Below are 20,663 nucleotides of genomic sequence, written 5' to 3' on the forward strand. Positions count from 1 at the left end.
TCATAACTTTTACTCATCTAGAGCCTTCTTCAGAGCAACACTTAACTCTTCTTTTCTGTTTGCATCTAAAGGAAGACCATTACTGTCAGTAATTGCAAAATAGTCATCAGCTCTTTCGCCAGTTGTTGTAATTCTAGCGGCTCTGATTAGACATCCTAAATTACCAAGTGTTATGCCGATTTTAGCTAACAGTCCCTGTCTGTCAAGCGTAGATATTTCTAGTTTTGTCTGTTTTTCTGACTTAGAATCAAGGTAAGAAATGGTGGTTGGAACCTCGAAAATTTTGTGATTAATTGTAGATAAATTAAGCACTTGGCTGTCTTCTTTTAGACCTGCCAGAATAGCCTTTCTTAGCCCGTTTAGTCGGTCATGATCAAGAGGTTGTCCTTTTTTGTTTTGGAACATAATTGTGCATAATGCATGAAAATCGTGCGTCAAAAATATTTGTGCACTAAAAACGTTCATTTGCTTCACAGCCATTGTAATTACTAGGTTTGTGAACATTGATGGGGAGGTGCTCTTGTAATAGAACAATAATTCAGTACCTACGTTAGGAGTCTGCGAAAATAGGATCAGTGGTTCATCATTTTTTCTGTATCTAAGGATATTTCTTGCATGCCAGGATATATCTTCAACAGAATAATGAATGAAATAGTCATTAGGGAACTGTCTCATATAGCGAAGCAGATCGTCTTTTTTGCAGTCCTTCGTTATTTCAATTGCTCTTTCTCTCTTTTCGTTAGCTTGAAGATGCATGCTCTTAACAAGATCTGCTTCACTTTGTGTTACAGCAAGTTTTGTTGCCTGATAAAGCTGTCTGAAAATATTGTCCTGCCATGAATTCCAAACATTGTCATTTGTGGCTGATATATCAGCTACAGTCAGGCAGTACAGATGGTTGAGATGTTCTTCATCCTGAACGAAATCTGCAAAACTGTTTATAACTTCAAGATCAGTGGTATCTCTTCTAGTTGCAGTAGTGTTGAACATCAGATGAGCACCGACTAGCCATGAAATGAGGTTAGTCTGATATTCATTAAATCCGTGCAGAATACAGAATGATTCTGCTTCTTTTGCACCCTTAGCAGCATGATTGCCACCTCTACCTTTTGCAATGTCATGCAATAAAGCGGCACAGAACAGTATTTCTGGATCTGCAATTTTTCTTCTTACATTTCTAAAAAGCTGATAAATGGGCTCTCTTTTTATTGCAAGTTCATTTAGATTTGAAAGAACTCTTATTGTGTGCTCATCAACGCTGAACAGATGGAATCTGTCAAACTGTGCAAGACCTTCAATTCTTCCCCACTGTGGCATATAGCTAGACAGAACATGGGTTTCATGCATAAGCCTTAGTACCAAAGGAAGACTGTCTGTGCTAGTTAGGATCTGTTTAAATTTCTTTCTGCACTGAGGAATAGTAATCAGATGATCCTTTAATTCTCTTCTTCCTTCTCTAAGTGCTCTCAAGCAATTAACATGGATCTTGTTGATCTCAGGATGGCTTTCTATAGCCAGGAAAAGATCAAGCATTTTCTCAGGATCGTTTTTGAAGATTTCATGATCGATTACATCAATATACTGCCCCCTTTGAACAAATGCGTTGTTCAAAAAGACAGGCTCTGAGAATTCGTCACCAACATATCCTTTTATATCAATGGATACCTGCTGCAGAACCATATTGTTCAGTTCAAGAACTCTATGGAAGATTCTGTACAAATCACGCATCATAGCTTCGACAGGTGCATTTCCTTCTTCACCATAGCCTAACGTTTTTGCAATGGATTTTTGAAAATCCAATCTAAGGATATTCGAATTTGAATTGCAGTGAATAGCATATCTTACGTCCCAGAGAAAATCACGGCATGCAAGATATTCTTCATATTCTTCTTTTGTTAAAAGGCCTATGGTATGCAGATTGTCATATTTGCCTAAATGGTAAATTTTAAGGGCAAGCCACTGCATAATATGCAGATCCCTAAGACCGCCAGGATTATTTTTAATATCAGGCTCTAACGAGTAGATGGTATCTCTGAATGCATGATATCTTTCGTTTTGCTCTTTTATTTTTGCATCAAAGTACTTTTCATCATCCCAAAAATCATCTTCTGTAATGCTGTGAATAAGATTTTCATATAAAGTCTGATTTCCAGCAATAAAGTGAGTTTCAATAAGATTGGTAATGATTGTGATGTCATCTCTTGATGCAAGAATGGTCTCTTTAATGGTTCTGACAGAAGTACCAAGATCGAGTTTTAAGTCCCATAAAAAAGAAATGAATGATTCAATTGCCTCTTTTGCTTCAGCAGGTATTGGATCAAGTTCAGAGACGATTAAAAGGTCAATATCGGATTCAAGAAATTGTTCCCTTCTTCCGTATCCGCCAACAGCGACAAGAGCAATATAATTGAAACGAGCGATATATTTTTCAAAAATCTTTGCCAAAAAATCATCTAGACTTTTTGTTTGAGAGTTCAGCAGATCAGATACTCTGAATCCTTTATCAAAGCATTGTATTCTGTAATCTTTATACTCACTTATACGTTCTCTGTATTGCTTGATATCGGAAACATCAGAAATTTTAGAAACAAAAGGGAATGCATCATTAACATTTGTTTCTATAACTTTTCTTGGAACGCTGATTGTCTCAAACATAAATTATTCCTAATGGACAATGATTCTTGGGAAGTCTTCGTCCTTTCTTAAAGTTAGAACTTCAACACCGTTTGGTATAACTAAAAGTGTGTGCTCATACTGAGCTGATGGCTGTTTGTCTGCTGTTGTAACAGTCCATCCATCTTTTTTGTTAACCTTGCATTTATAGGTTCCTGCGTTAATCATAGGTTCAATGGTAAAGCACATTCCCTCTTCAAGGATACAGTTGAAGTTGTTCTTGTAATGAAGAACAGATGGCTCCTCATGGAATCCTTTTCCGATACCATGACCGCAGTAGTCACGAACAATAGAGAAACCTGCTTTATCAGCTACTTTCTGGATAGCGGCACCTATTTCTGTTAGATTAGAACCAGGACGAACTGTTTTTATAGCTTCATACATGGCTTCTTGAGCGCATTTACAAAGCTGCTGATTACGAGGTGATGTCTCACCTACAATGAACATTCTTGAGCTGTCGCCGTGATATTTATCCTTTAATACGGTAACATCGATATTAACGATATCACCCTTGTGCAGTTTGTGTGGCCCTGGAATACCGTGGCAGACAACCTCGTTGATGCTAATGCAGGTAGCCTTTGGATAACCCTGATAGCCAAGATCAGCACTGATTGCATTTTCTTTTTGCTCAATGTAATCATTCATGATCTTATCTAATTCATCAGTGGTTACGCCTGGTACTATGTAAGGTTCAATCATCTCAAGTACCCTGGCTGTTGCAGCACCAACGACTCTCATTTTTTCAATTTCACTTGGTGATTTTAATGTAATATCCATTTGCTAATTCCTTATTTATCAACTATCAAAGATTATATATTTTTTTGAGCTATTTTTTATAAAATAGTGAGCAATAATGTTCTGATTTTAGTGTTGAATGCAGAGATTCAGCATTGAAGAAAACTGATGAAATAAAAGATGAATATTTTTTTTAGAAAATTTTATAAATCCTTTTGAAACGTGATAAAATATCTTGCCTTTTTATGTGGATAAAGGGGTATTGTATCTGTTAACTACCGATACAATCTGTATTTTTTAAGAAAACGCACACTGTTCAGCCAATCCTTGTGTTGGGTGCCATTTTGGTTAACAGAGGAGAACAGTGGAGGCTTAACCCTAAATTTTGAGGAAATTCAATATGTCATCAATCACTATGCGCGACATGCTTCAGGCAGGTGTTCACTTCGGTCATCAGACACGTTACTGGAATCCTAAGATGAAACAGTACATCTTCGGTGCACGTAACGGTATTCATATTATCAACCTAGAGAAGACCGTTGAGTGCTATGAGTCTGCATTAAACTTCTTAAGCAACACTGTTGCTCATAAGGGTAAGGTTCTATTCGTTGGAACTAAGCGTGCTGCAAGCGATAGAGTTGGTTCAGCTGCTGCTGAGTGTGGCCAGTACTATGTTGATCACCGCTGGTTAGGTGGTATGTTAACAAACTGGAAGACTGTTCGTCAGTCAATCAAGCGTTTAAAGGAGCTTGAGACCCAGACTCAGGATGGTACTTTAGAGAAGTTAACCAAGAAAGAAGCTTTATTACGTACCCGTGAGCTTGAGAAGTTAAACCGTTCATTAGGCGGTATCAAGGACATGGGCGGTCTACCAGATGTATTATTCGTAATCGACGCTGAAGTTGAGCACATTGCTATTAAGGAAGCTAACAACTTAGGTATTCCTGTTGTTGCTGTCGTTGATACCAATACCAACCCAGATGGTGTTGACTACGTAATTCCTGGCAACGATGATGCTATCCGTGCTGTTGATTTATATTTAAAGGGCGCTGTTGAGACAATCAACGCTGCTCGCGCAGATGCAGTTCGTCAGGACAAGGAAGCATTAGCTGCTGAAGCTAAGGCTGAAGAGTCAAAGGCTGAATAATATTTGCCAAAGCAAATAAATTTGCCAGCTTTTTTGTAAAAGATCTTTATAAACATTAAAGGCCGGTATATTCCGGCCTTTTACAAATTAAGAGGATATAAACATGGCTACCGTAACCGCTGCTATGGTTAAAGAATTACGTGATGCAACTGGCGCAGGCATGATGGACTGCAAAAAGGCTTTAGTTGCTGCTGATGGTAATATGCAGGCTGCTATCGACGCAATGCGTAAGAGTGGTGCTGCTAAGGCTGCTAAGAAGGCAGGTCGTACAGCTGCTGAAGGCATCATTGCTGTTGCAAGCAATGCTAACAAGATTGCTTTAGTAGAAGTTAACTCAGAGACTGACTTCTGTGCTAAGAACGCTGAGTTCGTAACATATGCTCAGAAAGTTGCTGATTTAGCTTTAGCATCAAGCATTTCTGACGTTGAGGCTTTAAAGGCTGCTCAGTTAGATGGTCAGACTGTTGCTGATGCTTTAACAGCTCTTGTTGCAAAGATTGGTGAGAACTTACAGTTACGCCGTGTTGCTTTAGTTGAAGCTAAGGAAGGTGAGACTTTAGGTTTATACGTTCACTCAAACAAGCGCATTGGTGTTGCTGCTGTTATCAAGGGTGGCGATGAGTCAGTAGCTAAGGATGTTGCAATGCACATCTGTGCTTCAAAGCCAGATTTCGTAAAGCCAGAAGACGTATCAGCAGAAGTTGTTGAGCACGAGCGTCAGGTTCAGATCGAAATCGCTATGAAGTCAGGCAAGCCACAGGCTATTGCTGAGAAGATGGTTGAAGGCCGTATGAAGAAGTTCACTGGTGAAGTTTCTTTAACTGGTCAGCCATTCGTTAAGAACCCAGAGATTTCTGTAGGTCAGATGTTAAAGGAGCACAATGCTGACGCAGTATCATTCATCCGCTACGAAGTAGGTGAAGGTATTGAGAAGGCTGTTGTTGACTTCGCTGCTGAAGTTCAGGCTCAAGTAGCTGCCGCACAGAAATAATTTGCGGAGATGAACATGTCCTCAGAGCTAAAATGCAAAACAAGAAGAATTCTGCTTAAAATTTCTGGCGAAGCTTTAAGCGGTGACAATGGTTTTGGTATTGATCCATCTGTTCTGTCTAATACAGCAAAGGCAATCAGAGCTGTTCAGAACGAAGGAGTTCAAACAGTTCTAGTTATCGGTGGCGGTAATATTTTTAGAGGTGCAGCTTTACAGAAAGCTGGCTTTGACAGAGTTACCGGTGACCAGATGGGTATGCTTGCAACCATAATGAACGGTCTTGCAATGCGTGAGGAATTAAAAGCTCAAGGTGGTAAGTGTGTGCTTATGAGTGCTTATGGAGTTCCATCCATTTCAACTCAGTATTCAGCAACACTAGGCCGTGAGATTTTAGATTCAGGATCTTCACTGATTGTCGCAGGAGGCACAGGAAATCCTTTCTTCACAACTGATACAGCTGCCGTATTAAGAGCAGTTGAACTTCAGTGCTCTGAGGTTCTCAAAGCTACAAAAGTTGATGGCGTTTACACTGCAGATCCATTTAAAGACAAGAGTGCTCAAAAATATGATACTCTTAGCTTTGATGAAGTTATAGAAAAGCAGTTAGAAGTGATGGATTTAACAGCTTTTGCTTTAGCAAGAGACCATCACATGCCAATCAGAGTATTTTCTATGGGTAAAGACGGTGCTTTCATGAGAGCTGCAAAAGGCGAATCAGAAGGTACACTCGTAAGTTAATAAGGAGCCCCGAAAATGTTAAACGATGTCCAGCAGAAAGCTCAAGACCGTATGCAGAAAGCTTTAGACTCATTAGATATTCGTCTTAGCAAAATCCGTACTGGTCGTGCACAGCCAGGTCTTTTAGATGGCATTATGGTTGATTACTATGGCAGCATGTCACCTCTTCGTCAGGTTGCACAGATCAACGTTGAAGATGCTCGTACCTTAAAGATTACTGTTTTCGACAGAAATGCAATTAAGGCTGTAGAAAAGGCTATTCAGCAGTCAGATTTAGGTTTAAACCCAGTTGTTGCTGGTACAGAAATTCGTGTACCTCTTCCTCCATTAACAGAAGAGCGCAGAAAGGATCTTGTTAAGATCGTTAAGGGCGAAGTAGAGCAGACTAAGGTTGAAATCCGTAATGTTCGCCGTGATGCAAATGCTGAAATTAAAGATCTTCAGAAGAATAAGGAAATATCTGAGGATGAGCAGCGTTCTGCAGAAGAAAAGATTCAGAAGGCTACTGATTCTTCAATTAAAAAGGCAGATGATTTATTAGCTGCAAAACAAAAAGAGTTAATGGAAATTTAATTAACTTTATGCAGATATCATCTAATTCTCCGGGGAGCTTGAAGGCTCCTCGTCATTTAGCTGTTATCATGGATGGTAATGGCAGATGGGCTCAACTTCGTGGTAAACAGCGAGTCTTTGGACACAAAGAAGGCGCAAAGTCTGTTAGAAGAGTCATAAAACAATCTGTTGCATTAGGCGTTAAAGAATTAACCTTATTTGCTTTTTCAAGTGAAAACTGGAAAAGGCCTGCTATTGAGGTTAATGCTTTAATGGCTTTGTTTGTTGAAGCAATTAAAAAAGAAAGCAAATCCTTGCTAGAAAACGGAATAAAAACAAAGATCCTAGGGGATCTTTCTCGTTTTCCATCAATTCTTCAAAACCAGATTCAAAAACTTGAAGAACTCACAAAAGACTGCAATGTCATGACATTGAATATCGCCGCAAATTATGGTGGCAGATGGGACATTTTACAGGCAGCAAAATCTCTTGTATCAGATATTGCTCAATCCAAGATTAATATAAATGAACTTAATGAGGATTTACTCAGTCAAAGACTGAGCACAGTTCAGAATGTCGATTTAATGATCAGAACAGGCGGCGAAAAACGCATTAGTAATTTTCTTCTTTGGCAGGCAGCATATGCTGAATTATATTTTACAGATGTATTATGGCCTGATTTTGATGAAAATGAGCTTATAAAAGCAGTTGAATTCTATAATACTCGAGAAAGAAGATTTGGTCAGACTTCCGAACAGGTAAAACTTAAGGATACAAATAATGCTAACTAGAATTATAACCGCAGTTGTATTAATTGGCGCCACTTTAGCATGGCTTTTTTTTGCAAATTTTGAAATCTTTGCTATCGGTGCTTTGTTTATTTATGCTGTTGGTGCATATGAAATGGGACCTCTATTAGGATATAAGAGTAGAATACCATTTTTAGCAGTAGCTGTTATAGTCTTAAGTCTTATCTTTGCTCTAGTTGAACCAGGCTCATTCATCGGCATTGGTGTTCCTCCACTTGCTCAGTATGTCGTAGCTGCAGGTCTTATTGTTTGGGTAGGTTCAATCCCACTGCTTTTAAAGTATCCAAACAATACAGCATGGCATAAGAACATTGTTTTTAATACCATCATTGCTCTTTTGATGATGGTTCCGTTTATTATTGGACTTTTGATATTAAGAGCCAGTGAGTATGGTTCAGATCCTAAAGCTGGTGGCTTTTTAGTCTTAAGCGTAATGGCTTTAGTATGGTGCGCTGATTCTGGTGCCTACTTTGCAGGAAGATTCTTTGGTAAGCATAAAATGTTACCAAACGTAAGTCCAAAAAAGACTCTTGAAGGTCTAATTGGTGGTATTGTTACAGCACTCATCGGTCTTTATATCTTTATAGAATTAGGCTGGTTTGGTCAATATGCAATAAATGAAGGTGCTTTATATGCTGCAAGCATCCTGACAATTGTTTTCTCTGTTATCGGCGACCTTGTAGAGAGCATGCTAAAGCGTCTTGCTAACATAAAAGATTCTGGAACCATTTTCCCAGGACACGGTGGAATGCTTGACAGAATAGATTCTCAGTTAGCAGCTATACCTGTATTTTTAACAAGTCTTTATATTTTCTCTGGAGTTCTGTTCTAATGAGATACGTAACAGTTCTTGGTGCAACAGGCTCTATAGGTAAGTCAACTCTTGATGTAATCAGAAGACATCCTGATTTATTCAGCGTATATGGTCTTGTGGCATCAACTTCTATTGATGCAATGATTGATAGTATAAGAGAATTCAAACCTAAAGTTGTTGCAATGAGCTCTGAAAAAGCTGCAATAGAAGTACTAAAGAGGGTTAAGGAGTTACAACTTCCATGCGAAGTCCTTTTTGGTGACGACGGTGTTGAGACTCTTGCTGGTGACGGTAGTGCCGATATTGTAGTCGGTGCTATTGTAGGCGCTGCAGGTTTAAGGCCTCTTATAGCAGCTGCAAAAACTGGCTGTATTATTGCTCTTGCAAACAAAGAAGCTCTTGTGATGTCTGGTACTATCTTTTTTGAGACTGCAAAAAAATATGGTGCAAGGGTTCTTCCTGTTGATAGCGAACATTCAGCTATTTTCCAAAGTCTTCCTTTTGAAGTTCAGGAAAATCTTGGCTTTTGCAATTTGAAAAGTGCACATGTAGACAAGATCTTATTAACAGGCTCTGGCGGTCCTTTTAGAGATACTCCAATTAAGGATCTAGAATTTGTGGATGCAAAAACTGCTATAGCTCATCCTGTTTGGTCTATGGGACCAAAAATTTCTGTTGATTCTGCAACAATGATGAATAAAGGTCTTGAATTTATTGAAGCAAGATATTTATTTAATGCAGATGATGGTGATATACAGGTTGTAATTCATCCTCAGAGTGTTATTCATTCAATGGTTTCATATGAGGATGGTGCTGTAATGGCTCAACTTGGCAATCCTGATATGAGAACTCCTATTGCAGTTGCTTTAGGTTTCCCAGAGCGAATTTCAAGCGGAGTGAACAGACTAGATTTTACAAAGCTATCTTCTCTGACTTTTATGGAGCCAGATTTTTCCCGTTATCCATGCTTGAAGCTTGCAATGCAGGCAAGTAAGTCAGGTCAGAGTGCAACAACGGCATTAAATGCTGCAAATGAAGTTGCTGTAGCAAGTTTTCTTGAGTCTAAGATTAAATTTACTGATATTTCCTGCGTTGTTGATACAGTTCTTTGTTCTAATACATGCAAAGAGCCAAATAGCATCGATGAAGTATTATCAATTGATGAATCTGCAAGAAAGAGAGCTATTGACTATATAGGAAAGCTTAATGGTTAACGTTTTTGGTGGTATTTTCTATTTCCTTCTTGCTTTAGGAATTCTAGTTTCTATTCATGAACTAGGACATTTCATTGCAGCTAGAGCCTGTGGCGTGAGGGTATTGAGATTCTCAATCGGTTTTGGTCCCATTCTTGTTAAAAGAACAGGTAAAGACGGTTGTGAATATGCCATAAGTGCTATTCCTCTTGGCGGATATGTCAAGATGGAGGGTGAAGATGCCTCAAGTGATGACAAAGCATTACTAAGTAAAACAGCTTTTAAAGCTCAAAGCGTTGCAAAAAGAGCTGTTATTGTTGCAGCAGGTCCATTCTTTAATATAGTTCTTTCTGTCATTCTGTTTACTATTGTAAACATGAGTGGTATTTCCTATTCACTTCCAATTGTTGGAGATGTAGTTCCAGGCTCTAAAGCAGAGCTTTCAGGTTTTAAAACTTTTGATAAAATTGTATCTGTAAACGGCAATAATACTGAATCATGGTCAGATGTAATGATTTCTTTTGTTGAGAAAATTGGATCATCTGGAAAGTTTGATGTTATTGTTCGTTCAGATTTAGGTAAAGGTGAAAAGAGAACCATCTCTATGTCTCTTGAAGATTCTGTTCTCATGAGAAACGAGTCTCCACTTGAGAAAAATGGTCTTCGCCCTTGTTTTGGAAAAGCTCTAAACGTTGTTGATAAGGTTATTGAAGGATCTCCAGCTCAGAGAGCATCTATTAAAAGCGGTGACACAATTTTAAGTGTAAATGGCATCAGTACTGATACCTGGTACAGAGTCAGTGATGCTATTGCAAATTCTTCTTTCGATGAGCTGACTCTTGTTGTTCAAAGAGATTCAAAAATATATCAGACCAGCTTGATTCCAGAGAAAAAGCAGATAAGGGGAACTGATAAATACAGACCATTTGTCGGAATCTCTGCAAAAGTCGAAAAAATTGAAGGTTTAACAAAGAAAGTATATTATGGTCTAGTTGACGGATTCGTAAAGGCTATTGGTGATTCTGTATCAATGGCCAGGGTAATAATCGTATCAGCAGGAAAACTTATAACAGGAAGCATATCTGCAGACAATGTATCAGGCCCTATAGCAATTGCTAAAGGTGCTCAGGAAAGCGCAAGCTTCGGTCTTATTATGTTTTTGAGTTTTCTTGGTGCTATTAGTGTAAACTTGGGTATTCTGAACTTATTACCGGTTCCTGTTTTAGACGGTGGTCATCTTGTATTTCTTGCATATGAGGCAATATTCAAAAAAGAGCCTGGACCAAGAATTCAGATGATGCTGACTTCGATTGGTGCGCTATTGCTGTTATTGCTGACAGTTTTTGCATTATTCAATGATATAAAAGGTTTTTAATAATTACAATTTTAGGCATAAAAATGGGACGTAAAAATTACCTAAAACTAGCAACCCTATCACTGGCTGTCATGGCAGTTGTCATGCCTGCAGGATTGAGTGCTGCAACAAACGACGATGTAATCAAGGAGATTCAGGTACAGGGTATAAACCGTGTATCTAAGGGTGCAGTGCTGCTGGCACTACCATTCGGTCACGGTGACCTTATGACAAAGGAAAACATTGCACTTGCAATGCAGCAGTTATATGCAACAGGTGATTTTGATGAAGTAAAGCTGTCGAGAAATGGAAATACCTTTATTGTTAATGTTAAGGAAAGACCAACAATCGGTGCGATTGACTTTTCTGGAAACAGCAATATCAAGAAAGAAGATCTTGAAAAGATAATCAATCAGCAGGGTGTAAGATCTGGTGAAGCTTTAAATACACAGTCATTAAATCAGATTCAAAAATCACTTGAAGATTTCTACCATTCTTCTGGTATGTATCAGGCCAAAGTGAAAACTGTTATTACAAAGCTGCCAAGAAACAGAGCTGATATCAAGATTGAAATTACCGAAGGTAAGGCTGCCGAAATTCAACAGATTAATATTGTTGGTAATACAAAATTCGATGAAGAAGTTTTATTAGCTCAGATGGAATTACGCGATGATGTGCCATGGTGGAACTTCCTATCAAATCAGCGCTTCAATGGCCAGAAATTAAGAGCTGATCTTGAGGCTTTACGTTCATTCTATATGGATAGAGGTTATGTTAACTTCAAGATTGTATCAACAGCTGTTGAACTGACTCCTGATAGAAAGGGCATCTTCCTGACAATCAATATTGAAGAAGGTGATCAGTACACAATTAGCTCTACAGACGTAAGAGGTGATACCTTAAAGTATGCAAAAGAGCTAAAAGATGCAATCAGTATTGAAGAAGGCGAGATTTATAACCAAAGAAGAATTACTGCTAATGAGAAGAGACTATCTTCTGTATTAGGTAAGTATGGTTATGCTAATTCACAAGTTAAAGCCTATCCTGTATATAACGAAAAAGACAAGACTGTCTCACTGCAGTTTAATGTTATCCCTGGTAAGAGAGTTCATGTTTCACAGGTAATGATTACAGGCAACGATATAACAGATGATACTGTAATCAGACGTGAGTTGAGACAGATGGATGGCTCATGGTTATCAACCGAGGCTGTAGAGTTATCTGAAGCAAGATTAAACAGACTTGGCTACTTTGAGACAGTTGCAGTCAATACTGAAAATGTAGGTTCAGGTGATGATACTGTAAATATGACAACCGTCGTAAAGGAAAAACCTACAGGAACTATTGCAGGTGGCGTTGGTATTGGTACTGATTCAGGTCTGACAATTCAGGCTAATATTTCTCAGAATAATCTGTTCGGTACAGGTAATCACGGTCATATCAGTGCATATGAAAATGACTATACAAAGCATGTTGAGGTAGGTTATACCAATCCTTACTTTACAGTTGACAATGTAAGTTTAGGTGGACGAGTTTTCCTTGACAAGTATGATGGTGATGATGACACTGATGCTGTAAACTACAAGAACAAGACTATAGCTGCTTACATGAATCTTGGTTATCCATTAGCTGAAACATGGTATCTTAATTACAATCTTGGTGTTGAGAAGACAAAAATTCAGAACAGGGGAACAAGATTTGAGCAGTCAGATCGATTCTTCTCACTGTACGGTAAGATTTCAGACAGATCTGCAAGTTTTACCAACTATAAGGCAAGTGTTGATTTAACTCACAATACACTTAATAGAGGAGTTTTCCCAACAGATGGTAACAAGCAGATTCTGTCTTTGATGGCAACAACACCAAATTCAGATATGCATTATTATAAGGCAACTGCTGAGTCCTATCATTTCTATCCACTCGATACATATCATCAGTACGTACTTTCATTTAGAGGTCGCGTAGGTTATGGTAATGGTTATCGTGAGAAGAATGGAATAAAGGAAGGACTACCATTCTTTGATAACTTCTCATTAGGTGGTTCAGAGTGGTTAAGAGGCTTTAAGAAGAGTTCTGTCGGCCCTAAGGCACTTTATATTACACCAGATGGAAGTGGTTATTATGAGTCTGGCGATTCAGTAGGTGGTAACGCTTTCTGGGCAACCACTGCTGAAGTGATTGTCCCAACTCCACTTCTTCCTGAAGCTTATAAGGGTAGTGTTAGAACATCTGTATTCTTCGATGCTGGTGCTCTATGGGATACTAGATCTGGTAGTTATTCAAAGGATTACTCAGATCCTGGCAAATATAGAACATCAGTAGGTGTTTCAGTGACATGGATGTCCCCAATGGGTCCTCTTTCATTCACTGTTGCAAAGGCAGTTAAGAAGTACGATGGCGATAATACACAGCAGTTTAGCTTCAATATTGGTGGCAGTTTTTAATTAAGGAGTATATAAATGTTAAAAAAAATAGCATTAGCATCAGCATTATCATTAGCCGTTCTTTCAAATGCAGCATTATGCGAAGAAGTAAAGGCAGAAGCAGCAAAGGCTCAGTCTTCAGCTTCAAAGATTAGCGTTGCAGTTGTAAATATTCGTTTAATCATGTCAGAGTTACCTCAGGCAAAAGAGGCAACAATTGCACTTCAGAAAGAATTTGGACCACGTTCTGAAGAATTAAGAAAGATTCAGGAAGAAGGTCAGAAACTTGAGAAAGAGTTACAGACTGCAAAGGGTGAGCGTGTAACCGAGATTAATAGAAAGCTTGCTCAGATGAAAGCTGATTTTGAATTAAAATCACAGGCTTTACAGGAAGATTCTCAGAAAAAAGAGCGTGAGATCGAAGTTAAGTTAGGTAGATTAGTTCAGACTGCTATCGACAGAATCGCTAAAGAGCGTGGTATTGATTTAGTTGTACGTGGTGAGACTGTTGTTTTTGCAACCCCTGCAGTTGATATTTCAGAGGATGTTATTGCACGTGCTTCTAAATTAAAGAGCTCAAAGGAAGTTAACAAGAAATAATCAATAGCCGAGGATAATATGCTATTAAAGGATATTGCTGAAAAACTAGGCGCAAAGCTTGTAGGTGACGGTTCAATTGATATTGTATCAGTTGCAAACCTCAAGACAGCCAAGTCAAATCAGATAAGCTTCTTGACTGATCCAAAGTATCGTGAGGTTTTATCTCTATCTAAGGCAGGAGCAGTGATAGTTAAGGAATCTGATGTCGAGCATGTAAAAACTCAGGCATTGGTAATGCAGGATCCATATGTTGGATTTGCAAGAGTAGCTCAGTTACTTGATACAACACCTCAGATAGCTTGTGATGTTCATTCTTCAGCAGTCGTTGAAGATGGTGCAGTTATTGGAAAGAATGTATCGTTAGGTCCTAATGTCTATGTTCAGAAAGGCTCTGTAATTGGTGATAATGTTCAGTTAGGTGCAAATGTTGTTGTTGGACCTAATGCAAAGATAGGCGCCGGTACAAGGTTATATCCAAATGTTAGTGTTTATCATGATTGCGTTATTGGCGAAAAATGCTTAATCCAGTCTGGAACCGTAATAGGCGGTGACGGCTTTGGTTATGCCAATGAGCGCGGTGAGTGGATCAAGATCCCACAGACTGGACGAGTTGTAATTGGAAACAGAGTTGAAATCGGCGCATGTACTTGTATTGATAGAGGTGCAATCGACGATACAGTAATTGAGGATAATGTGATAATCGACAATTTATGTCAGATTGCACATAATGTTCATATTGGTTATGGTACAGCTGTTGCAGGTGGTACAACCTTCGCAGGCTCAGTTACAATTGGTAAATACTGTATTATTGGCGGAACATCCGTATTCAACGGACATATCTCAATTTGTGATGGTGTAACTGTTAGCGGAATGTGTATGGTTATGAGATCTATTGATAAACCAGGAGTTTATTCATCAGGTATTCCAGCACAGACTAACAAGGAATGGCGTATTACCGCTGCAAGAACATTGCACATCAATGAGATGTATCATAAGATTTCAGAACTTGAAAAGCAGGTTCAAAAGCTTTCAGAAAATATTAACAACTAAGAGGTGAACGATGACTGATACCGTAGATACCACCCATACATTAGACGTTGAAAAAATTATGGATCTGTTGCCACACAGATATCCATTTTTAATGATTGATCGTGTCCTTGATTATTCAATTACCGAGGAACACAAAACATTACGTGCAATCAAGAATGTTACTTTCAACGAACCATTCTTCCAGGGGCACTTCCCAGGTAAGCCAATTCTTCCTGGTGTTCTTATCCTAGAGGCAATGGCTCAGGCAACAGGTATTCTTGCATTTACTATGGTTGGTAAACCAAATCCAGGCGAGTTATATTATTTTGCTGCTATTGATAATGCTCGTTTCAAGCGTCCTGTAGTACCTGGCGACCAGTTAGTTTTAGATGTTGAATACTTCAAGGAAAAGCGTGGCATCGCATCTTTCAGAGGTGTTGCAAGTGTAGACGGCAAAGTTGTTTGTCAGGCTGACTTAATGTGCGCAAAGCACTAATTATTCAAGGTGGATAAATTGACTCAAGCGACAGGAAATATCAGTCCTAGTGCAATCATTGGTCCAGAGGTTGTGCTTGGCAAGAATGTTACCATCCGTGAAAATGTAATCATTGAAGGAAAGGTAACAATTGGTGATGATTGTATATTTGAGCCATTTTGTATAGTTAGAGGACCTACCACTATCGGTAAGAACAACCATTTTTATCAGTTCTGCTCTATAGGTGAAGGTTGCCAGGATTTAAAGTATGCTGGTGAGCCTACAACATTAACCATCGGTGATAACAATGTTATTCGTGAGCATTGTACAATGCACCGTGGAACAGTACAGGGAAATGGCACAACAACCGTAGGTTCAAACAACCTATTCATGGTTAATACTCATGTAGCTCATGACTGTATTATTGGAAATCACTGTATTTTTTCAAATAATGCAACTTTAGCAGGTCATGTTACCATTGACGATTACGTTGTATTCGGCGGCTTAGCTGCAATTCATCAGTTTGGTAGAGTAGGATGCCATGCAATGGTAGGCGGTATGGCTGCTCTTAATATGGATGTTCCTCCATATGTTATGGCAGCAGGCCACTATGCAAAACCTTTCGGCATCAATAAGGTGGGGCTCCAGAGAAGAGGTTTTTCTAAAGAGGCAATCAGTGCAATCTTCAATGCTTATGTATTCTTATATAAGAAGCATTTAACCATTGATGAAGCTATTGTTGAAATTGAAAAACTAGCTTTAGAGCATAGTGAAGTTCAGCCTTTAGTAGATTTCTTAAAGGCAAATGGAAGAGGTATTGTTCGTTAATGCCATTGTCTGCCAATCCTCATTTATACGCATTAGTTGCAGGAGAGCCATCAGGCGACACCTTAGGTGCAGGCCTTATGATGGCTATAAAAAGACGTGATCCATTAGCTGAGTTTATTGGCATTGGTGGACCTAAGATGATTCATCAGGGGTTGCATTCTTGTGCCAATATGGATGATCTTGCAGTAATGGGAATCACTGAAGTTCTATTAAAGTTACCAAAGATACTTAAAATCAGGACTCGTCTTGTAAAGAACATCCTCGAAGCAAAACCTTGCGTATATATTGGCATCGATCTTCCAGACTTCAATCTTTACGTAGAACAGAAGGTTAAGAATGAGGAAATACCTACTGTTCACTACGTAAGCCCATCTGTTTGGGCTTGGCGAGAAGGCCGAATCACCAAGATAAAAGCTGCATGTGATGAGATTTTAGCTCTGTTGCCATTTGAACCTGAGTTTTATGCAAAACATCAGATGAGCTGTACATATGTAGGTCATACTCTTGCCAATATGATCCCTCTTCATGTATCTCAGCAGAATGCTAGAGAAAGAATCAGTCTTGAAAAAAGCTCAGTTGAACCTGTTAAAGATAAGGTTATGGCTATTCTTCCTGGTTCAAGAAAAGGTATCATTACAAAAATGCTTCCAATCTATGCTCATACTGTTAGATTGGTTAAGAAAAAATTGCCAAATACAGTATTCATATGTACTGTACCTTCATACAAGACAGCAGAACTTGTCAAAGATTTATGGCTTGAAGTTGCTCCAGATCTTTCTTTAACAGTTTTTGTCGGAAATACTCAGGATGTTATTGCTTCTGCAGATGCTGCTTTATTAACCTGTGGAACAATCGCACTTGAGACAATGCTTTTAAAAACTCCTTTTGCTGTTGCATACAAGGTAAGTGCTATATCAGCTTTGATAGCCAGAAGATTACTAAAGATTGATACATATTCTCTACCTAATCTGATTGCTAAAAACAGAGTTGTAAAAGAGTTTATTCAGGAAAAATGTACATCAAAGAATCTGTCTGATGAGATGGTAAATCTTCTGAACTCTGATAATCTTTTGATGAAAAAACAGTTTACTGATATTCATCAGTGCATGCGCTGTAATTCAGATGAACTTGCCTGTGATGCAGTATTCAAGGTCATCTCGAATCATGCTAAAAAACAGGCTGAAAAAGAGCTTTTGGAAAAACAGCTTCAGGTAAATCAAGATGCTTCAAAACAACAAGCTGACAAAAAACAACCATGAAAAAAGAGTTACCTCCGTTTGAATACCCTATAGATCCTAATCACTACTGCATTTGTGGTGTTGATGAGGCTGGTAGGGGTCCTCTTATGGGAAATGTTGTTGCTGCCTGTGTTATTCTCGATAGAAATAATCCAATAGAAGGATTGAACGATTCTAAAAAACTGTCTGAAAAGAAACGTGATTTGTTAGAGCCTGTTATAAAGGAAAAAGCTCTAGCTTACGGCATCGGAATCTGTACTCCTCAGGAAATCGATTCTCTAAATATTTTAAATGCGTCCTTAGAAGCAATGAAACGGGCATATTTAAATATGAATCGTAACTGTCATCTTATGCTTGTTGATGGAAACAAGACACCAAAAGATCTTCCAATTAAAATGGAAGCTGTTGTAAAAGGTGATGCTAGAGTAGCAGAGATCGCTGCAGCTTCTATTCTTGCTAAGGTAGAGCGCGACAGACAGATGTATGAACTTGACAGAAAATACCCAGAATATGAATTTGCTAAACACAAAGGGTATCCAACAGCTAGACACTTAGAATTACTAAAAACACTTCCAATTCTAGACTTTTACAGAAAGAGTTATAGTCCAATCAAGAAGATACTGATGAGTTCTTCTGATCATACTGTTTTATAAACTTTTTCGTTGAAGCAATACGAAGATGGTGTGATATCTGACAAATTATATAAAGCACTTTTTTCAATAGTCAAAATGTAGTAAAATTCACACCACTTATATCAGATCAATGAGGCTGAATCGACATGATGAACATTAATTATTTAGATTTTGAACAACCAATTGCAGACTTGTTAGCTCATATTGAAGAGTTAAAGCGTCTGAGTGCAGATTCAAATTCAAGTGTTGATCTGACTGCAGAATTAAATCAGCTCGAGAAAAAGAATCTTGAATTAACAAAGAAGATCTTTTCATCTTTAACTGACTGGCAGATTTCACAGCTGTCACGTCATCCAATGCGTCCTTACACATTAGACTATGTAAGCCGTATTTTCACTGATTTCCATGAGTTGGCCGGTGACAGAGCTTTTGCTGATGATAAGGCTATTATCGGCGGTTTAGCTCGTTTAGATGGTCGTCCTGTTATGGTAATCGGTCATCAGAAGGGTAGAGATATTAAAGCCCGCACAATGCGTAATTTCGGTATGCCACGTCCTGAAGGCTACAGAAAAGCAATGCGTCTGATGAAACTTGCTGAAAGATTCAATATCCCAGTAATTACCTTTATTGATACTCCAGGCGCATATCCTGGCGTTGGTGCTGAAGAGCGTTCTCAGGCAGGCGCAATTGCTGAGAGCTTAAAACTGATGTCTGATTTAAAGGTACCAGTAATCTGTACCGTTATCGGCGAAGGTGGTTCTGGTGGTGCATTAGCTATCGGTGTTGGTGATAGAGTTAATATGCTTGAGTACTCAACATATTCAGTAATTTCACCAGAAGGTTGTGCTTCAATTCTTTGGAAGTCAGCTGAAAAGGCTCCTTTAGCTGCTGAAGCTATGAATATTACTGCTAACAGAATTAAAGATCTTGGTCTAATCGATAATGTTGTAACCGAGCCATTAGGTGGTGCACACAGAAACTATGATGAGATGGCTGAGAACTTAAAGAAGAGACTACTTGATGATATCGCCGAGTTATCAACACTGTCATCAGATAGACTTATTGAGCAGCGATACACTCGTTTAATGAAGTACGGATATTGTTAATCTCAAAAGCAAAGGCCATTCTTGATGAAATGGCCTTTAAATTCTTAAATACTTTCAGTCCAACAAAATTAGTTGTTGGCCTCTCAGGTGGAGCAGACTCCACCTTAGTTCTTTTATTAGCTCATCATATCAGAAAACTCAACAAAAATTTCTCTGTTAAAGCAGTTCATTGTGTGCATGGATTGGATGCAGATGATCCTATCTGGTTTGATCACTGTACTTTGCTTTGTGAAAAACTTGATATAGAGATTTCAACACCAAAACTTCATATTGTATATGGAAATGGTGTTTCTCCTGAGGACAGCTCAAGAAAGGAAAGATACTCAGCTTTATTAAAAGAATCTAAAGATGGTATTCTCATGCTTGGCCATCAGTCAGATGATCAGGTAGAGAATTTTCTTTTAGCTTTAAAAAGAGGCTCTGGTCCATACGGTTTATCAGGAATGCGCTACTGCATAAGGGATTCAAGAGGAACAATTGTAAGACCACTTCTTCATTTAACAAAGGATGAGATCATTGAAATTATCAATGCTCTTGGCTTTGACTATGTATTTGATATTTCAAATACATATATGAAGTTTGAAAGAAACTTTATGCGTCTTAAGGTTTTACCTTTACTAAGGGAGCGTTTTTCTGGAATTGATAATGCAATTTTACGTTCTCAGAAACTGTGTGCATATGAGCACGATCTTGCTGCAAGATATGCATCAAGTATATTCAAGCCACTATATGATGAAAAGAGTGCCTCATTGGATTTTTCAACATTAAATCTTGATGATGAATCTTTAATTACTTATGTTATGCGCCTTTTCATCAGCGAATATACTTTAATGCCACCTGAGCTAAATACAGTTCTTGAAGCTATAAATCTTTGCAGAATATCTAACGATCAGTTGGCTTTAGTTAAACTTGAAGATGATCTGTTCTTAAAAAGATATAAGAAAAAGCTTTATGTAGTTAAAAACACACAAAAGCCACAAAAGGGAGAATATGTTCTATCCCTTGGCGAAAAGATAAAGCTTGGTGACTATACATATGAACTTTACGTTGATATGAGTAATGAAAAAATAACATCTGCTAGTGTGGTTCTAGATTTTAATTACTCAAAATCAATCGTTGTTCATCCAGAGAAAAGAGCTCATTCAAGAGATATAGGAAAGCTTTTTGGTGAGTTTTGTATTCCTGTTTGGAATAGAGACATTTATCCTTTGATTAGATCTGTTAACAATAAAGATATTATTTTAGGATTAGGTGATCTGTTTGTGACAAGAGAGTGCAAAAATTCAGAATACTCTTCATTAAGACTTAAGATATCAGCAGTTTAGT

19 protein-coding genes are annotated in these 20,663 nt (G+C 38.3%); 17 read left to right on the top strand and 2 right to left on the bottom strand.

All coding sequences use genetic code 11. The features are described 5' to 3' along the window. Nucleotides 1–9: 9 nt before the first annotated feature. Nucleotides 10–2,655, bottom strand: a complete 2,646-nt coding sequence (gene glnD, locus J5V48_RS02400; RefSeq protein ID WP_219936717.1) for a [protein-PII] uridylyltransferase — start codon at nt 2,653–2,655, stop codon at nt 10–12. Between the two features lie 9 nt (nt 2,656–2,664). Then, nucleotides 2,665–3,450, bottom strand: a complete 786-nt coding sequence (gene map / locus J5V48_RS02405; RefSeq protein ID WP_219936719.1) for a type I methionyl aminopeptidase — start codon at nt 3,448–3,450, stop codon at nt 2,665–2,667. Nucleotides 3,451–3,808: 358 nt separating this feature from the next. Between map and rpsB the strand changes: the two genes are divergently transcribed. The 17 genes from rpsB (at nt 3,809) to tilS (ending at nt 20,662) form a co-directional block, all read left to right on the top strand. After that, on the top strand, nt 3,809–4,555 hold the full coding sequence (rpsB, locus tag J5V48_RS02410) for a 30S ribosomal protein S2 (RefSeq protein ID WP_219936720.1): 747 nt from the start codon (nt 3,809–3,811) through the stop codon (nt 4,553–4,555). A gap of 103 nt (nt 4,556–4,658) precedes the next feature. After that, nucleotides 4,659–5,546: a translation elongation factor Ts gene (gene tsf, locus J5V48_RS02415; protein WP_219936721.1), complete on the top strand. Its 888-nt coding sequence runs from the start codon at nt 4,659–4,661 to the stop codon at nt 5,544–5,546. 15 nt (nt 5,547–5,561) lie between these two features. Continuing rightward, a complete protein-coding gene (gene pyrH / locus J5V48_RS02420; protein WP_219936723.1) occupies nt 5,562–6,284 on the top strand; it encodes a UMP kinase in 723 nt (240 codons plus the stop codon). Between the two features lie 15 nt (nt 6,285–6,299). Further along, nucleotides 6,300–6,857: a ribosome recycling factor gene (gene frr / locus J5V48_RS02425; RefSeq protein ID WP_219936725.1), complete on the top strand. Its 558-nt coding sequence runs from the start codon at nt 6,300–6,302 to the stop codon at nt 6,855–6,857. A gap of 8 nt (nt 6,858–6,865) precedes the next feature. Then, the gene (uppS, locus tag J5V48_RS02430) at nt 6,866–7,627 is read left to right on the top strand and encodes a polyprenyl diphosphate synthase (protein ID WP_219936727.1); all 762 of its coding nucleotides are present in this window, start codon (nt 6,866–6,868) and stop codon (nt 7,625–7,627) included. Next, entirely contained in the window at nt 7,617–8,477 is an 861-nt protein-coding gene (locus J5V48_RS02435) for a phosphatidate cytidylyltransferase (protein ID WP_219936729.1), read from the top strand. Before uppS ends, J5V48_RS02435 begins: the two co-directional genes overlap by 11 nt. Further along, on the top strand, nt 8,477–9,673 hold the full coding sequence (gene ispC, locus J5V48_RS02440; protein WP_219936730.1) for a 1-deoxy-D-xylulose-5-phosphate reductoisomerase: 1,197 nt from the start codon (nt 8,477–8,479) through the stop codon (nt 9,671–9,673). The genes J5V48_RS02435 and ispC overlap by 1 nt, the downstream gene beginning before the upstream one ends. After that, nucleotides 9,666–11,027, top strand: coding sequence for an RIP metalloprotease RseP (rseP, locus tag J5V48_RS02445; protein WP_219936732.1), 1,362 nt, complete (start codon nt 9,666–9,668; stop codon nt 11,025–11,027). Before ispC ends, rseP begins: the two co-directional genes overlap by 8 nt. A gap of 23 nt (nt 11,028–11,050) precedes the next feature. Next, nucleotides 11,051–13,450: an outer membrane protein assembly factor BamA gene (gene bamA / locus J5V48_RS02450; protein WP_219936734.1), complete on the top strand. Its 2,400-nt coding sequence runs from the start codon at nt 11,051–11,053 to the stop codon at nt 13,448–13,450. Nucleotides 13,451–13,465: 15 nt separating this feature from the next. Continuing rightward, nucleotides 13,466–14,029 carry an OmpH/Skp family outer membrane protein gene (locus tag J5V48_RS02455; RefSeq protein ID WP_219936736.1) on the top strand — a complete coding sequence of 188 codons (564 nt, stop codon included), beginning with the start codon at nt 13,466–13,468 and terminating at the stop codon, nt 14,027–14,029. Between the two features lie 18 nt (nt 14,030–14,047). Beyond that, complete coding sequence (gene lpxD, locus J5V48_RS02460; protein WP_219936739.1) at nt 14,048–15,079, top strand: UDP-3-O-(3-hydroxymyristoyl)glucosamine N-acyltransferase; 1,032 nt, start codon at nt 14,048–14,050, stop codon at nt 15,077–15,079. Between the two features lie 10 nt (nt 15,080–15,089). Continuing rightward, entirely contained in the window at nt 15,090–15,554 is a 465-nt protein-coding gene (gene fabZ / locus J5V48_RS02465) for a 3-hydroxyacyl-ACP dehydratase FabZ (RefSeq protein ID WP_219936742.1), read from the top strand. Nucleotides 15,555–15,572: 18 nt separating this feature from the next. Next, nucleotides 15,573–16,361, top strand: a complete 789-nt coding sequence (gene lpxA, locus J5V48_RS02470) for an acyl-ACP--UDP-N-acetylglucosamine O-acyltransferase (RefSeq protein WP_219936744.1) — start codon at nt 15,573–15,575, stop codon at nt 16,359–16,361. Next, the gene (gene lpxB / locus J5V48_RS02475) at nt 16,361–17,620 is read left to right on the top strand and encodes a lipid-A-disaccharide synthase (RefSeq protein WP_219936746.1); all 1,260 of its coding nucleotides are present in this window, start codon (nt 16,361–16,363) and stop codon (nt 17,618–17,620) included. Before lpxA ends, lpxB begins: the two co-directional genes overlap by 1 nt. Next, nucleotides 17,617–18,252 carry a ribonuclease HII gene (gene rnhB, locus J5V48_RS02480; protein WP_219936748.1) on the top strand — a complete coding sequence of 212 codons (636 nt, stop codon included), beginning with the start codon at nt 17,617–17,619 and terminating at the stop codon, nt 18,250–18,252. The genes lpxB and rnhB overlap by 4 nt, the downstream gene beginning before the upstream one ends. A 128-nt stretch (nt 18,253–18,380) precedes the next feature. Further along, nucleotides 18,381–19,337 carry an acetyl-CoA carboxylase carboxyl transferase subunit alpha gene (gene accA, locus J5V48_RS02485; RefSeq protein ID WP_219936809.1) on the top strand — a complete coding sequence of 319 codons (957 nt, stop codon included), beginning with the start codon at nt 18,381–18,383 and terminating at the stop codon, nt 19,335–19,337. After that, the gene (gene tilS / locus J5V48_RS02490; protein ID WP_219936751.1) at nt 19,331–20,662 is read left to right on the top strand and encodes a tRNA lysidine(34) synthetase TilS; all 1,332 of its coding nucleotides are present in this window, start codon (nt 19,331–19,333) and stop codon (nt 20,660–20,662) included. The genes accA and tilS overlap by 7 nt, the downstream gene beginning before the upstream one ends. Nucleotide 20,663: the final 1 nt, after the last annotated feature.

Origin of the sequence: Succinivibrio faecicola (assembly GCF_019448115.1) — a bacterium.
In the GTDB taxonomy this organism is placed as follows: Bacteria; Pseudomonadota; Gammaproteobacteria; order Enterobacterales; family Succinivibrionaceae; genus Succinivibrio; species Succinivibrio faecicola.